General features: G+C 38.8%; 14 protein-coding genes, 1 tRNA gene, 2 rRNA genes, 1 other RNA gene and 1 other annotated feature (2 of these 19 running past the window's edge). Of the genes, 4 read left to right on the top strand and 14 right to left on the bottom strand.

What is annotated here, in order from left to right; genetic code table 11:
• From recR to tadA, 5 genes are all read right to left on the bottom strand, one after another.
• Positions 1-282, bottom strand: partial view of a recombination protein RecR gene (gene recR, locus ACHZK0_RS00135; protein WP_000559169.1) — the 5' end (the start) only. It extends 315 nt beyond the left edge of the window; the window shows 282 of its 597 coding nt (coding positions 1-282); it begins with the start codon at positions 280-282; its stop codon lies beyond the left edge, outside the window.
• A gap of 14 nt (positions 283-296) precedes the next feature.
• Positions 297-623: a YbaB/EbfC family nucleoid-associated protein gene (locus tag ACHZK0_RS00130; RefSeq protein ID WP_170930109.1), complete on the bottom strand. Its 327-nt coding sequence runs from the start codon at positions 621-623 to the stop codon at positions 297-299.
• 25 nt (positions 624-648) lie between these two features.
• Positions 649-2,337, bottom strand: coding sequence for a DNA polymerase III subunit gamma/tau (gene dnaX / locus ACHZK0_RS00125; protein WP_262743179.1), 1,689 nt, complete (start codon positions 2,335-2,337; stop codon positions 649-651).
• A gap of 132 nt (positions 2,338-2,469) precedes the next feature.
• Positions 2,470-2,734: signal recognition particle sRNA large type (gene ffs / locus ACHZK0_RS00120), an RNA gene on the bottom strand.
• 79 nt (positions 2,735-2,813) lie between these two features.
• Positions 2,814-3,314: a tRNA adenosine(34) deaminase TadA gene (gene tadA / locus ACHZK0_RS00115; RefSeq protein ID WP_063261963.1), complete on the bottom strand. Its 501-nt coding sequence runs from the start codon at positions 3,312-3,314 to the stop codon at positions 2,814-2,816.
• Between the two features lie 107 nt (positions 3,315-3,421).
• Here tadA and ACHZK0_RS00110 point away from each other — a divergent pair, with 107 nt between their 5' ends.
• The 3 genes from ACHZK0_RS00110 (at position 3,422) to ACHZK0_RS00100 (ending at position 5,393) form a co-directional block, all read left to right on the top strand.
• The gene (locus ACHZK0_RS00110) at positions 3,422-3,961 is read left to right on the top strand and encodes an isochorismatase family cysteine hydrolase (protein WP_061680193.1); all 540 of its coding nucleotides are present in this window, start codon (positions 3,422-3,424) and stop codon (positions 3,959-3,961) included.
• Between the two features lie 125 nt (positions 3,962-4,086).
• A complete protein-coding gene (locus tag ACHZK0_RS00105) occupies positions 4,087-4,722 on the top strand; it encodes a deoxynucleoside kinase (RefSeq protein ID WP_262743178.1) in 636 nt (211 codons plus the stop codon).
• Between the two features lie 2 nt (positions 4,723-4,724).
• Positions 4,725-5,393 (top strand): deoxynucleoside kinase, encoded by a 669-nt coding sequence (locus tag ACHZK0_RS00100; protein WP_001053583.1) that lies wholly within the window; start codon positions 4,725-4,727, stop codon positions 5,391-5,393.
• 35 nt (positions 5,394-5,428) lie between these two features.
• Here the strand turns inward: ACHZK0_RS00100 and ACHZK0_RS00095 are convergent, their stop codons facing one another.
• From ACHZK0_RS00095 to guaB, 7 genes are all read right to left on the bottom strand, one after another.
• Positions 5,429-5,821, bottom strand: coding sequence for a DUF3797 domain-containing protein (locus ACHZK0_RS00095; protein WP_262743177.1), 393 nt, complete (start codon positions 5,819-5,821; stop codon positions 5,429-5,431).
• Positions 5,822-5,987: 166 nt separating this feature from the next.
• A tRNA-Ser gene (locus ACHZK0_RS00090) sits at positions 5,988-6,080 on the bottom strand.
• A 154-nt stretch (positions 6,081-6,234) separates the two neighbouring features.
• On the bottom strand, positions 6,235-7,509 hold the full coding sequence (gene serS / locus ACHZK0_RS00085; RefSeq protein ID WP_262743176.1) for a serine--tRNA ligase: 1,275 nt from the start codon (positions 7,507-7,509) through the stop codon (positions 6,235-6,237).
• 51 nt (positions 7,510-7,560) lie between these two features.
• Positions 7,561-7,782: a binding site (T-box leader), on the bottom strand.
• A 54-nt stretch (positions 7,783-7,836) separates the two neighbouring features.
• On the bottom strand, positions 7,837-8,427 hold the full coding sequence (pdxT, locus tag ACHZK0_RS00080) for a pyridoxal 5'-phosphate synthase glutaminase subunit PdxT (protein WP_262743175.1): 591 nt from the start codon (positions 8,425-8,427) through the stop codon (positions 7,837-7,839).
• An 18-nt stretch (positions 8,428-8,445) separates the two neighbouring features.
• Positions 8,446-9,333, bottom strand: a complete 888-nt coding sequence (pdxS, locus tag ACHZK0_RS00075; RefSeq protein ID WP_000186157.1) for a pyridoxal 5'-phosphate synthase lyase subunit PdxS — start codon at positions 9,331-9,333, stop codon at positions 8,446-8,448.
• Positions 9,334-9,494: 161 nt separating this feature from the next.
• Positions 9,495-10,802: a D-alanyl-D-alanine carboxypeptidase DacA gene (gene dacA / locus ACHZK0_RS00070; RefSeq protein WP_262743180.1), complete on the bottom strand. Its 1,308-nt coding sequence runs from the start codon at positions 10,800-10,802 to the stop codon at positions 9,495-9,497.
• Between the two features lie 113 nt (positions 10,803-10,915).
• Entirely contained in the window at positions 10,916-12,379 is a 1,464-nt protein-coding gene (guaB, locus tag ACHZK0_RS00065; RefSeq protein ID WP_063261967.1) for an IMP dehydrogenase, read from the bottom strand.
• A gap of 115 nt (positions 12,380-12,494) precedes the next feature.
• Here guaB and ACHZK0_RS00060 point away from each other — a divergent pair, with 115 nt between their 5' ends.
• A complete protein-coding gene (locus ACHZK0_RS00060; RefSeq protein ID WP_262743174.1) occupies positions 12,495-13,496 on the top strand; it encodes a YaaC family protein in 1,002 nt (333 codons plus the stop codon).
• 34 nt (positions 13,497-13,530) lie between these two features.
• On the opposite strand, the gene rrf is transcribed toward ACHZK0_RS00060, so the two are convergent.
• Together rrf and ACHZK0_RS00050 are read right to left on the bottom strand one after the other, a co-directional pair.
• Positions 13,531-13,646, bottom strand: a 5S ribosomal RNA gene (gene rrf / locus ACHZK0_RS00055).
• 48 nt (positions 13,647-13,694) lie between these two features.
• A 23S ribosomal RNA gene (locus ACHZK0_RS00050) occupies positions 13,695-15,000 on the bottom strand; it runs 1,616 nt beyond the window's last position.

The raw sequence follows: 15,000 nt of genomic DNA, 5'->3' as shown, positions 1-15,000 counted from the left end.
CATTGCGATTACATCTTTCGGTTCTTGCACAACACAAACAACCGATTGATCTCGATGTGAATCATTACAAATATAACAAGGGTCGCGGTCAGTAATATGTCCGCATACAGAACAATACGCTAAATCTCGCTTCGCATTCACAAGTGCTTTTGCAAAACCTAACACATCATCTTCTTTCATATCTAATACGAAAAATGCCAAGCGAACCGCTGTTTTCGGTCCGATCCCTGGCAACTTCATAAAACTATCAATTAGTTTTGATATCGGTTCTGGATAATGCATATATCAATATCCTCCTAGAACATTCCACCCGGTAAGTTTAAGCCTTTTGTAAATTTACCCATTGTAGAATTTGAAAGTTCATCAGCTTTTTTAAGTGCATCATTTGTTGCAGCTAACACTAAGTCTTGTAACATTTCGATATCTTCTGGATCTACAACTTCTTCTTTAACTTTCACTTCAAGAATTTGCTTATGACCATTTGCAATAACTGTAATCATACCGCCACCAGCTGTACCTTCAACTGTTTTTTCGCCAAGTTCTTCTTGCGCTTTCGCCATATCTTTTTGCATTTTTTGCATTTGTTTCATCATGTTATTCATATTTCCCATTCCGCCACGCATCATAATTCATTCCTCCTAATTATTATTACTCTTTTATTTCAATAAGTTCTTGCCCTACTAATTTTACCGCCTCTTCTATAAGAGGGTCTTCTTTTTTCTCTGGGCTTTCTTCAGCATTCCCACCTTCACGCTGTAAAAAATCTTCACGGATTTTACCCCATTCACTTTTTGGAATGGCAATCATATTTAATCTTTTACTTAGCAATTCAAATAAAGCTTGTTCCACTGTATCCATAGCTTCTCGGTTTTCGCTTGCCATTTTACAGTGAATTTCATATTGAAACGCTAACACGTAAGTATCATCCGAAGCCGCTACTGGTTCGCTATTTTCTAATAAAACAGCAAACGCTACTTTGTTGTATGCTTTGAGTCTTCCTAACAACTCACCCCACACAGCTTTTAATTTTTCTAAATCCTGACGTTTCGCTTGCTTTAACACTTCATTTACACGTCCGACAGGAATCTTCATACTACCTGTACGCACTGGCTTTGGTGTTGCACGTGTCTCTCTGACTTCCTGCTGCACACCAGCCGGCACACCATTCTTTTTGACTTCTTCTAACTCTTTCTCCAATTGCTGCATCCTGTTCATAATTGCTTGTAAACGATCTGCACCGTTCGCTTGCATCATAAACTGTTGACACAGTTGTACCATAACAACTTCTAAGAAAATTCGCGGATGATTTGTCCACTTCATTTCCTGTTGTCCCTTACTAAGAGTATGAATGATTTCATAGATTACTTCCGGTTGCATTTCTTCACTTAACATCCGGAACTGCTCATCTACCATTACTCGTTCCAACATATGTTCCAGTTGTGGTGAAGTTTGATATAAAAGCATGTCACGATAATAGTAAATGAAATCCTCCATAAAACGAACTGGATCTTTCCCTTTACCCATCATCTCATCTATGATACGTAATGCTCTTGATACATCATTTTCACGTATACATTCTACTAAGTTACCTAAGTATTGCTGGGAAACAGAACCTGTCACAGCTAATACATCTTCTGTCGTAACTGTCTCATCACTATAAGATATTGCCTGATCAATAAGACTAAGCGCATCACGCATACCACCCTCAGCAGCACGTGCAACAATTTGTAACGCCTCATCTTCTACTTGCGTACCTTCATTCGTCACAACCGTCGATAATCTCTCAACAATATCATTTACTGATATCTTTCGAAATTCAAAACGTTGGCAACGTGAAATAATTGTAGGCGGAATCTTATGCGGTTCTGTTGTCGCCAAAATAAAGATGACATGTCCCGGCGGCTCTTCTAACGTTTTTAAAAGCGCATTGAAGGCACCCATAGAAAGCATGTGAACTTCATCAATAATGTATACTTTATATTCTACAGCACTTGGAGCATATTTTACTTTATCTCTAATATCTCGAATTTCATCTACACCGTTATTTGAAGCCGCATCAATTTCTAATACATCTGAAATGGATCCTTGTGTAATCCCCAAACAAGAAGGACATTCATTACAAGGTTCAGCTACCGGAGCATGTTCACAGTTGATTGCTTTTGCAAATACTTTTGCAATTGTCGTTTTTCCTGTTCCCCTCGGCCCAGAAAATAAATAAGCATGTGAAACTTTCTCTTGAAGAAGGGCATTTTGCAACGTTTTTGTCACGTGCTTTTGACCAACTACATCTTCAAATTTTTGCGGTCTCCATGTTCGGTATAACGCTTGGTATGACACGAAAATACGGCCTCCCTCAAAGGTTATTATCTCATTTATTATAACCCATTCTGTTTATAGATTCCAAAAGTTATTTTCTATACAAAAAACTCACCTTAATATTAAGGTGAGTTTTGTATACATATATAACTGCCGTGCACCTTCTGTCGATTACGTACCATAAGCGTTACTCAAGCAGTTAGCTCGGTTCAGGCACTCCTGCGGCACACGAGAAGACCCGCTTATTGCTGCTTCCTTCCGGACCTGACAAGGTTCACGGGGTCCCGTTGCGCAGGACCCAAACGTCAACACCACTTACTTAAGGCAGACCTTACAGCAACATAACCTCGAGAAGGGATTCGGCCTCGCTAGAGCGGATTGCGAGTATAGGGCACCGCTACCTCCCCGCTTAGCACGGCAAAGTTAAAACCAATATTCGGTTGCCTTCATTAAAGGCATTATCAGTATAACTTGTTTTTTTATAAAATGCAAATACGTTAATTCTCTTTGCTTTTCTCTAATTTCTTGCTCGCTTTTCTTTTTTTTCGAAGCTCTCTAAAAAAGTTTGTTAACAACGTACCGCATTCTTCTTCTAACACACCAGCCACTACTTCACACTGATGATTAAAGCGTTCATCCGTTAAAAGATTCATCAACGTCCCTGCACATCCACCTTTCGGATCACTTGCACCATATACAACTCGCTTCACTCGCGATAAAACAATTCCACCCGCACACATCGGACAAGGCTCTAATGTTACATATAATGTCGCATCTTCTAAACGCCATGTCCCTAATTTTTTGCACGCCTCATCAATAGCTAGTAACTCAGCGTGCGCTATTGATCTTTGCTCAGTTTCCCTTAAATTATGAGCAACACTAATTACTTCACCATCTAACACTATAACTGCACCAATCGGTACTTCTTGTATTGCCTCTGCCTTTTTAGCTTCTTCTATTGCTAACTGCATAAAATAAATATCTTGATCGTGTTCCATACCATAGTCCTTTCATTACAAATAACGTACACTAATTTCCATTTACTACACATGGGATAACTTTTACAAATTCAATCCACCCTAATAAAAAAGAGAGGGGATTACATATGAAGAATACTGCCTTACTCATTATCGATATGATTAATGACTTTCAATTTTCACACGGGCCCACCCTAGCCAAAAAATGCGAAATTATAACAAACCCTATTCTACAATTAAAGAAAACAATGAAATCCTTTGGTTATCCCATAATTTATGTTAATGACCATTATCAACTTTGGAGATCTGATATTGACCAACTAATTACTCATTGTACAAATGAGTATAGTGAAAATATCATTCGTAAGATTGCCCCCAATTCCGATGATTACATTTTTATTAAACCACATTACTCCGCTTTTTATGAAACACCTTTAAATTCTTTATTAGGCTATTTAAAAATAGAAAATCTAATATTAACAGGAGTCGCAGGGAATATATGTATCCTCTTTACAGCTAACGATGCTCATATGAGAAATTATACACTGTATGTACCACAGGACTGTATTGCTTCTAATCATGATCAGGATAACTTACATGCTTTAAAAATAATGGAAGCCACATTAAAAGCAAATATAGTACCGTCATCTCAAATAAAAATTCATTAATACATATATCTATTTTCTAACTTTTTATATCAAATTAACCCGCTCGCTTCCCTCTTGTGCTACAATAATTCTGTTTTGTGTTTTTAGTAGTCACGGTAAATCACTGATTGAAAGGAGGAAACAGCGTGACCGGAGTACCATTTATCACGGTTGAAGGACCAATTGGTGTTGGAAAAACTTCACTTGCGAAGGAAATTTCAACTCACATGCAACTCCACTTACTGAAAGAGATTGTTGATGAAAACCCTTTTTTAGGAAAGTTCTATGAAGACATCGACGAATGGAGTTTTCAAACAGAGATGTTCTTTCTTTGTAATAGATACAAACAATTAGAAGATATTAACATAAAGTATTTGAATCAAAGGAAGCCAGTAGTAGCAGATTATCATATATTTAAAAATCTAATTTTCGCATCCCGTACATTAAAAGATTCTCAATACGATAAGTACATGCAAATCTATCGTATCCTTACACAAGATATGCCTGTACCAAACGTAATCGTTTATTTAACGGCTAGCTTGGAAACATTACAAGCACGAATTGCAAAACGCGGAAGAGAATTCGAAAAAAATATGGATCCAAATTACTTACTACAGCTCACAAAAGATTATGAAACTGCAATGGATACGTTTAAAAAGGATCATCCAGAAATCCCAGTATTGAAATTTAACGGAGACGATATGGATTTTGTAAAAAATCCTGATGATTTAAATATCATCCTATCTGCCCTTCAAAATACTCTCTTAAAGGAGTCGAAATAATAATGAATTTAAGGCAAAAATATGATATACCCAATGACGCAGTAATCACGATTGCTGGAACAGTAGGTGTCGGTAAATCAACTATGACAACTGCATTGGCTAACGCTTTAGGCTATCGCACATCATTTGAAAAGGTAGACTCTAACCCGTATTTGGACAAGTTCTATGCTGATTTCACACGCTGGAGCTTTCACTTGCAAGTGTACTTTTTAGCAGAACGATTTAAAGAACAAAAAAGAATTTTTGAATACGGTGGCGGTTTTGTTCAAGATCGCTCTATCTATGAAGACACTGGCATTTTTGCAAAGATGCATCATGAAAAAGGTACAATGACGGAAACTGATTATGAAACATACAAAGGTTTATTTGACGCTATGGTCATGACTCCTTACTTCCCTCATCCTGATTTATTAATTTACTTAGAAGGTTCTTTCGATGATATTGTTGATCGTATCCAAGAACGCGGACGTCCGATGGAACAACAAACACCAATTGAGTATTGGAAAGAGATGCATGGCCGTTACGAAAACTGGATTAATAACTTTAATGCATGCCCTGTTTTACGATTAAACATTAATGAATACGACATCTTAAAAGATGGCGATTCAATTGAACCGATCATAAAAAAAATTGGCCATTTTTTAAAACAAACACGTAAACTTGTAAAATAAAAAACCCGTGCATATGCACGGGTTTTTCTATTAAATTACTTCTTTTTTGTCGGAGCAATAATTTCACTCTCAGGTTTTCCAGCATTAATACGCTGACGAACAGTACTTGTACTAATATCGTATGTTTCAGCAATCTCTTTAACAGTCATTTCTTTCCCGTTAATCACCGCTGTTAATACTTTACCTGTACGTTTTGGAGCTGCTTCTTTCTTTGCAGCTGCTTTTTCAACTTTTTTTGGCGCCTCTACTTTTGTCGCAGTTTGCTTTACATCACAAGTGCAACCACAAAGTTTACGGAATGTATCATCGCTAATAATACGTGAAACATTTGCACCACTGTTTAAAATTCTATTGTTCTTACAGACAGGACATTGTACATAATATAAAGTTTTTCCATCTAAAGGAAACGTTTGTATAATAAGATCCATGTTGACTCCTTTCATATCTATGAAGATAATCATCGGAATATGAGTGTGTAATAAGGAGAAAATCTCCTTACACCATACTTTATGATTGGTTTTAAAATAAAAACTCGTTACGTGTTGGTAACGAGTTCTCCAATCTCCACTTATATGCGCTGTTGTCAATTATATCTGGAGGAGGTAGAGGGATTCGAACCCCCGCGCGACTCTCGCCGCCTGTCGGTTTTCAAGACCGATCCCTTCAGCCGGACTTGGGTATACCTCCATATTGACATCAAATATAATATCAAAAGAAAAACAGTTAGTCAACCCTACTAAAATAAATTATGAGGAAAGGAAAATGTTACTTCTCCTCTCCTACATTATAGTACTGACAACGCTCATAATTACCAATCACTCATACCGATGAATGTTTATATTTACTTAATAACTGTTTTTCCTCCCATATAAGGGCGAAGAACTTCTGGAATTATAATTGTACCATCTTCTTGTTGGTAGTTCTCTAAAATAGCTGCAACCGTACGTCCAATTGCAAGACCAGATCCATTTAATGTATGAACATGTTCTGGTTTTCCGTTTGGCTCACGACGGAAACGGATATTTGCACGTCTCGCTTGGAAAGCCTCAAAATTACTACAAGAAGAAATTTCACGATATGTGCCATAGCTTGGAATCCATACTTCGATATCGTATTTCTTCGCTGCTGTAAATCCTAAATCGCCTGTGCACATGCTCATAACGCGATATGGCAACTCTAATAATTGTAACACGCGTTCTGCATCATTTGTTAGTTTTTCTAACTCTTCATAAGAATCTTCTGGTTTTACGAATTTTACAAGCTCTACTTTGTTGAACTGATGCTGACGAATTAAGCCACGTGTATCACGGCCAGCTGAGCCTGCTTCAGAACGGAAACAAGAGCTAAATGCAGCATATCGTATAGGCAATTGCTCTTTATTTAAGATTTCATCACGGTGCATATTCGTTACAGGTACTTCAGCTGTTGGAATTAAGAAGTAATCTTCACTTTCAATACGGAATGCATCTTCTTCAAATTTCGGAAGTTGTCCTGTTCCTGTCATACTTGCACGGTTTACCATATACGGAGGTAACACTTCTTCGTATCCATGCTCATCAGTATGAAGATCCAGCATAAAGCTAATTAAAGCACGCTCTAATCTCGCGCCAGCACCTTTATAGAATACGAAGCGGCTTCCCGTTACTTTCCCAGCACGCTCAAAATCTAAAATTCCTAAATCTGTAGCAAGATCCCAATGTGGTTTTGGTTCATAAGCAAATTCTTTCACTTCTCCCCAAGTACGTGCTACTACATTATCATCTTCTGTTTCACCAACTGGAGCAGATTCATGAGGGATATTTGGAATAGATAACATTAATCTTTCTAAATCTTCTTCAACTGTACGAAGTTCATTATCAAAATCTTTTACTTTTTCTCCAACTTCACGCATCTCTAGAATTAGAGCTTCTGCATCTTTCTTTTCGCGCTTCAATACAGAGATTTGTTGAGATACTTCGTTACGTTTACTTTTTAGTTCCTCTGTTTGAACAAGTAATTCCCTTCTTCTCGTATCCAGTTCTTCAAAGCGACCAAAATCAGTTAAGTCTTCGCCTCTATGCTGTAACTTTGCTTTTACTTCTTCAAAATTTGTACGTAAAAATTTAATATCAAGCATTATATACTCCTCCTTTTATTTTATAAAACACAAAAAACTCCCGTCCCTATATAAAGGGACGGGAGTTAACCCGCGTTGCCACCCTAGTTGAAAGCATTACCGCCTTCCTCTCAAGTAGAAATAACGGCTCTTCACCGGGAATGTTTACTAACCATAAAGATATTCCACATTCCATTCCAGGATGGATTCACAAACTGTTTCTATCGATTTCCACCAACCATCGACTCTCTATAAGAAACGGCATTTGTTACTACTTCCTATCAACACGCTTATTTTATAAAATTGTTACCATCAATTTACTATAATCTTATACAAGTTGCAAGTTACTTATACAACTTTTTTCATTTTCGCTTCTTTTACCATTTCTACAAAGTATGCTGTAACACGATGATCATCCGTTAATTCTGGATGGAATGAAGCAGCTAAAAACTGATTTTGTTTTACTGCTACCATTCGATTACCATGTGTGGAAAGTATTTCAACATCATCAGCTACACGTACAACATACGGAGCACGGATAAATACACCAATAAAGTCTTCTCCTACACCTTTAATTGAAAGTGCGGCTTCAAAGCTATCTTTTTGGCGTCCGAACGCATTGCGCTCTACTGTAATATCCATAGCACCAATATGTGCTTCTTCATATCCAATAAGTGTTTTTGCAAGAAGAATCATACCTGCACATGTACCAAACATTGGTTTACCAGACTTCGCGAATGTACGAAGTGGTTCCATGAAAGCATACTTATCAATAAGACGGCGCATTGTTGTACTTTCACCGCCTGGTAAAATAAGACCATCAATCTCTTCAAGTTGCTCGATACGCTTTACAACAACAGCCTCTGCACCACTTGCTTCAACTGATTTCACATGCTCACGAACTGCACCTTGAAGACCTAGTACACCGATTTTCACCATTTTAAAGTTCTCCTTCAATTACCATCCACGCTCTTGCATGCGTTGTTCTGGTAATAACGTTGAAATTTCGATACCTTTCATCGCATTACCTAATCCTTTAGAAAGGCTTGCAATTAGTTCGTAATCTTCATAATGAGTCGTCGCTTCAACGATTGCGCGTGCAAATTTCTCTGGATTCTCTGATTTGAAGATACCAGATCCAACAAATACACCATCCGCACCAAGTTGCATCATTAACGCTGCATCTGCTGGTGTTGCTACACCACCTGCTGCGAAGTTGACAACTGGCAAACGACCAAGGCGTTTAATTTCAAGTAGTACTTCATAAGGAGCACCAGTATTTTTTGCATATGTCATTAACTCATCTTCACGTAGACTTGCAACTTGACGGATTTCTGCATTGACTTGGCGCATATGACGCACTGCCTCTACAATGTTTCCTGTTCCTGGTTCACCTTTTGTACGAAGCATAGATGCACCTTCTGCAATACGACGTGCAGCTTCTCCGATATCACGGCAACCACATACAAACGGAACTGTGTAATCACGTTTATTTAAATGGTATACTTCATCAGCAGGAGTTAATACTTCACTCTCATCGATATAGTCTACCCCTAATGATTCTAATACACGTGCTTCTACAAGGTGACCGATACGGCATTTTGCCATAACCGGAATTGACACTGCACCCATAACTTCTTCAACGATCGTTGGGTCTGCCATACGAGAAACGCCACCTGCTGCACGAATATCTGCTGGTACACGCTCTAGTGCCATAACGGCAACTGCGCCTGCCTCTTCTGCAATTTTTGCTTGTTCAGCGTTAATTACGTCCATAATAACGCCGCCTTTTTGCATTTCTGCCATTCCACGTTTTACACGTTCTGTCCCTGTTACATTTGTCATGTTACAAAAACCCCCCTAGGTGAATTGCTTTTCCCCGTTAAAGGCGAAAATTAAGAATACTCTTACATTCTACCACTAACTATCAGATGCTTGTCTACTACTTTTTCATAAAGTCGGTATGAAAAATAGGAATAAGAAAAAGCCCCTACAATGAGGAGCTTTTAAAACCAACCTTTTACTGTATCAACAGCACTATTCCATATACCACTAAAGAAAGAACCAATTCCACGCATAGAACGAGTAAACCAATTCGCTTCTTCTACTGCAGATGTTGTTACAAGATCTATTTGTAATGACTTACCAGATAAAAATCCAGGATCATTCGCATCTTTTGGTGTGATTACCATTTGGCCAAGTGCAGCTCCCTTTTTAATCGGTGCTTCTTGTCCCTTACTTGCTTCTTTTAATTCTGTTTTATAAACATCTTTACTTCCTTTTGGTACTGGAAGTGAAACAGCTTGTTTTGTTTGAACTGCTACATCTTTTTCTTTAGCATTTTCTACTCGTACTGTTTCTTGCCCTTTTACTGAAGAATCTTTTTTATACATTTGCTTCATTTCAAAGTTAGCAAATCCATAATCATATAGCTTCTTTGTTTCATCAAAACGTGCTGTATGAGAACTTGTTTTAATAACTACAGAAATAAAACGCATACCGTTTCTTTCAACCGTACCAGTGAAACAATCCCCTGCTTCTGGAGTCGAGCCTGTTTTCAGGCCATCAACGCCATCATATTCTTTCACTAAGCCCTTTAACATCCAGTTCCAGTTCGACATTGCAAACTTCTCTTTTTCTGGACGGAATTCTTTTTTCGGGATTTTTGCTGTATCTAACACTTTTGGATAATCTTTAATTAAATGTTGTGCTAAAGTTGCAACATCCTTTGCAGACATTTTATTTTCTTCATCTGCTGTTGTTCCTTCAGGATGCATTCCCTTTAAATCTTTGTTCGTTAAACCTGTAGAATTGACAAATTTATAATTTTTCAACCCTAGTTCTTTTGATTTATCATTCATCATTTTTACGAAGTCTACTTCTTTACCTGCAATTGCTTCTGCTAATGCAATTGTTGCACCATTTGCAGAAAAGATTGCCATTGCTTCGTATAGCTCTTTTACTGTATAAGTGCCACCATTTTCTAATGCAACATTTGATAATGAAGCATCTTGTGAAACTTTATACGCATATTCAGAAACCTTAATTTTTTGATCCCACTTAAGTTTTCCTTTATCCACTGCTTCATGAACTAAATATTCACTCATCATCTTTGTCATACTAGCAATTGATAATAATTCATCTGCATTCTTTTGATATAAAATTTTTCCAGAATTCGCTTCAACTAAAATTGCTGCACCTGCTTCAATGTTTAGAGCAGATCCTGTTTCTGCTGATGCATTGCTAAATGGTAACAACATACTACAAGCTAGTGTAAGCATTGTTACTAAAGCAATGAATCTTTTGCAAAACATACCTTTCACTTTTGCTACCCCCAATATCTATGTACTCACATAACCGTTATTCTAACATAATCAAAAAAAAATAGACAGAGATATCAAATCTCTGTCTATTTGTATATAAGACATTATAATGAGTAGTTTGGAGCCTCTTTTGTAATTTGTACGTGATGAGGGTGGCTTTCACGTAAACCAGCACCTGACATACGAATGAATTGCGCATTCTCACGTAAGAATTCTAAATTCTGCGCTCCGCAATATCCCATACCGGCACGTAATCCACCAACTAATTGATGAACTGTATCTGCTAAAGGCCCTTTATATGGTACTCGACCTTCAATACCTTCTGGAACAAGTTTCTTATTTCCTTCTTGGAAGTAACGATCTTTACTTCCTTTTTCCATCGCTCCGACAGAACCCATACCACGATATACTTTAAATTGACGGCCTTGGTAAATTTCAGTTTCTCCAGGGCTTTCAGCAACACCAGCAAACATACTACCTAGCATAACAACGTGTGCTCCTGCTGCTAAAGCTTTTACCATGTCACCAGAGTACTTAACACCACCATCAGCAATAACTGGGATACCGTGTTTACGAGCTTCTGTTGCACAATCATAAACTGCTGTTAATTGTGGTACACCAACGCCAGCTACAACGCGTGTTGTACAGATAGAGCCTGGTCCAATACCAACTTTAACTACGTTTGCACCCGCTTCAATTAATGCCTTCGTTGCTTCAGCAGTAGCAACATTTCCAGCGATAATATTTAGTGCTGGATATTTCGCACGAACTTCTTTTACCTTATCAATAACACCTTGAGAATGTCCATGAGCTGTATCAAGTACGATTGCATCTACGCTAGCTTTTACCAATGCGTCGATACGAAGCATTGCATCAGCCGTTACACCAACCGCTGCTCCAACTAATAAGCGTCCTTGCTTATCCTTCGCAGAATTTGGGAATTCAATTACTTTTTCAATATCTTTTATTGTAATAAGCCCTTGTAATACACCGTTGTTATCAACAAGAGGGAGTTTTTCAATTTTATACTTTTGTAGGATCTTTTCAGCTTCTTCCAGCGTAGTACCAACTGGAGCTGTAATTAGCTTTTCTTTTGTCATTACGTCGGAAATTTTGATTGAGTAGTCTTGGATAAAACGCATATCACGGTTTGTAATAATACCAACTAATTTTCGCTCGTCTAAATTATTTACAACCGGTACACCTGAGATACGGTATTTTCCCATAAGATGCTCTGCATCATATACTTGATGTTCTGGAGTTAAAAAGAAAGGATCTGAAATAACGCCACTTTCAGAACGTTTTACTTTATCAACTTGCTCCGCTTGTTGTTCGATAGACATGTTTTTATGAATAATTCCTAAACCGCCTTGACGAGCCATTGCAATAGCCATATCAGCTTCTGTTACTGTATCCATTCCTGCACTAATTAACGGGATATTTAACTGTAAGCTTTCAGATAAAACTGTTTTAACACTTACTTCTCTTGGTAGTACATCTGACTTTGCTGGTACAAGTAATACGTCATCAAAAGTCAAACCTTCTTTAACAAATTTAGATTCCCACATAATTGTTCCCCCCATGATACCAGAAATTATTATTAGTAGCTTATCAATTGGTTAAAATACTGTCAAGGACGTATATATATGTTAGAATTTTTAGACAATAAAAGGAGCGTAATATATGCATCAAACACATTGTACTTGGCAGCAACTAAGTTTCTTCTTTTCATCTCAAAATGTACAACGTTATCTTGCCCGTTGTTATGAAAAATTCTCCATACAAGATGCTGAAAAAAAAAGTTTCGAAAATTGTTATCCCTTTATTTATTACTTAGAACACGGGAAAAACTATTATGAATTATATAAGGTGGCCCCCTTTTCGATTCAGCCAATGTTATTGTTTTATGGAATGAGCCAACTTTTTAAAGCCTGCTTACTAACTATTGATCCGAACTATCCAGAATCCACTACTGTTTTAGCTCATGGTGTTACAACTCGCAAACGAAAAAAACAGGGATATCAATTTTTAGAAGATGAGGTGAAGGTACAAAAAAATGGATTATTTACTCATGTTGCAGAACAGCTGTTTCACATGAAACACTTAGAAGCGGAAAAGTTTAACATGCTGGATTTAATGGGAAATATTCCTGAATTACAAAATTTATTTCGCTACAGTCAAAGAGGGGGCACTTTATATAAAATTGATTCAACAAATACAAATGAACTTTCCTTTTCGGCCAACATACTAGATCGACTTCATATGACTACAGAGAGATTTTCACGTTACATTGAATCAACTTGTAAGCATTTATCCATACAACATGTCTCCGGGAAAACGAGCAAATCAAACTTGCTTTTTACAGCCCCTATCCAGTCGTGGAACCCTGTATATAGTACGCCCTTATACTACGAATATCTTGCTGATACTTATTACTTACCAATTCCAACTGACCCGAGAAATCCTAAACCCATATTACCTGAACTTCTTGTTCACTATTTATTGCTCTACAATTTAAGTATGATTTCTAGATACGAAACAGATTGGTGGTATGATTTACTTGGGAGCTACGGCTCTGAAGATTATCCATTTATTTATCAATTTCTTACTATTTCTGCTCAAAAAATCCCTTACTATATTTCGTCTTTTTTACTAACAGAACCGAACCTATTTCATGGGAAATAAAAAAACACAAGTCAAAAGACTTGTGTTTTTAGTTGCTTGGCGACGTCCTACTCTCACAGGGACAAGGTCCCAACTACCATCGGCGCTAGAGAGCTTAACTTCCGTGTTCGGTATGGGAACGGGTGTGACCTCTCTGCCATCATCACCAAACTATGAAGGCATATTCCTTCAAAACTAGATAACATTGCTACATATTATATGGTTAAGTCCTCGATCTATTAGTATTCGTCAGCTCCACATGTCACCATGCTTCCACCTCGAACCTATCAACCTGATCATCTTTCAGGGATCTTACTAGCTTACGCTATGGGAAATCTCATCTTGAGGGGGGCTTCATGCTTAGATGCTTTCAGCACTTATCCCTTCCGCACATAGCTACCCAGCTATGCCCTTGGCAGAACAACTGGTACACCAGCGGTGCGTCCATCCCGGTCCTCTCGTACTAAGGACAGCTCCTCTCAAATTTCCTACGCCCACGACGGATAGGGACCGAACTGTCTCACGACGTTCTGAACCCAGCTCGCGTACCGCTTTAATGGGCGAACAGCCCAACCCTTGGGACCGACTACAGCCCCAGGATGCGATGAGCCGACATCGAGGTGCCAAACCTCCCCGTCGATGTGGACTCTTGGGGGAGATAAGCCTGTTATCCCCGGGGTAGCTTTTATCCGTTGAGCGATGGCCCTTCCATGCGGAACCACCGGATCACTAAGCCCGACTTTCGTCCCTGCTCGACTTGTAGGTCTCGCAGTCAAGCTCCCTTATGCCTTTGCACTCTACGAATGATTTCCAACCATTCTGAGGGAACCTTTGGGCGCCTCCGTTACACTTTAGGAGGCGACCGCCCCAGTCAAACTGCCCACCTGACACTGTCTCCCGGGTCGATAAGACCCGTAGGTTAGAATTTCAATACAGTCAGGGCGGTATCCCACCAGCGCCTCCACCGAAGCTAGCGCTCCGGTTTCAATGGCTCCCGCCTATCCTGTACAAACTGTACCAAAATTCAATATCAGGCTACAGTAAAGCTCCACGGGGTCTTTCCGTCCTGTCGCGGGTAACCTGCATCTTCACAGGTACTATAATTTCACCGAGTCTCTGGTTGAGACAGTGCCCAAATCGTTACACCTTTCGTGCGGGTCGGAACTTACCCGACAAGGAATTTCGCTACCTTAGGACCGTTATAGTTACGGCCGCCGTTTACTGGGGCTTCAGTTCAGAGCTTCGCTTACGCTAACCCCTCTCCTTAACCTTCCAGCACCGGGCAGGTGTCACCCCCTATACTTCGCCTTACGGCTTCGCAGAGAGCTGTGTTTTTGCTAAACAGTCGCTTGGGCCTATTCACTGCGGCTTTCCGTTAAGAAAGCACCCCTTCTCCCGAAGTTACGGGGTCATTTTGCCGAGTTCCTTAACCAGAGTTCTCTCGCACACCTTAGGATTCTCTCCTCGCCTACCTGTGTCGGTTTGCGGTACAGGCACCTTTTATCTCGCTAGAAGCTTTTCTTGG

Source organism: Bacillus sp. 3G2 (assembly GCF_044324725.1).
In the GTDB taxonomy this organism is placed as follows: domain Bacteria; phylum Bacillota; class Bacilli; order Bacillales; family Bacillaceae_G; genus Bacillus_A; species Bacillus_A mobilis.
This window is presented reverse-complemented; position numbering and strand designations above follow the sequence as displayed.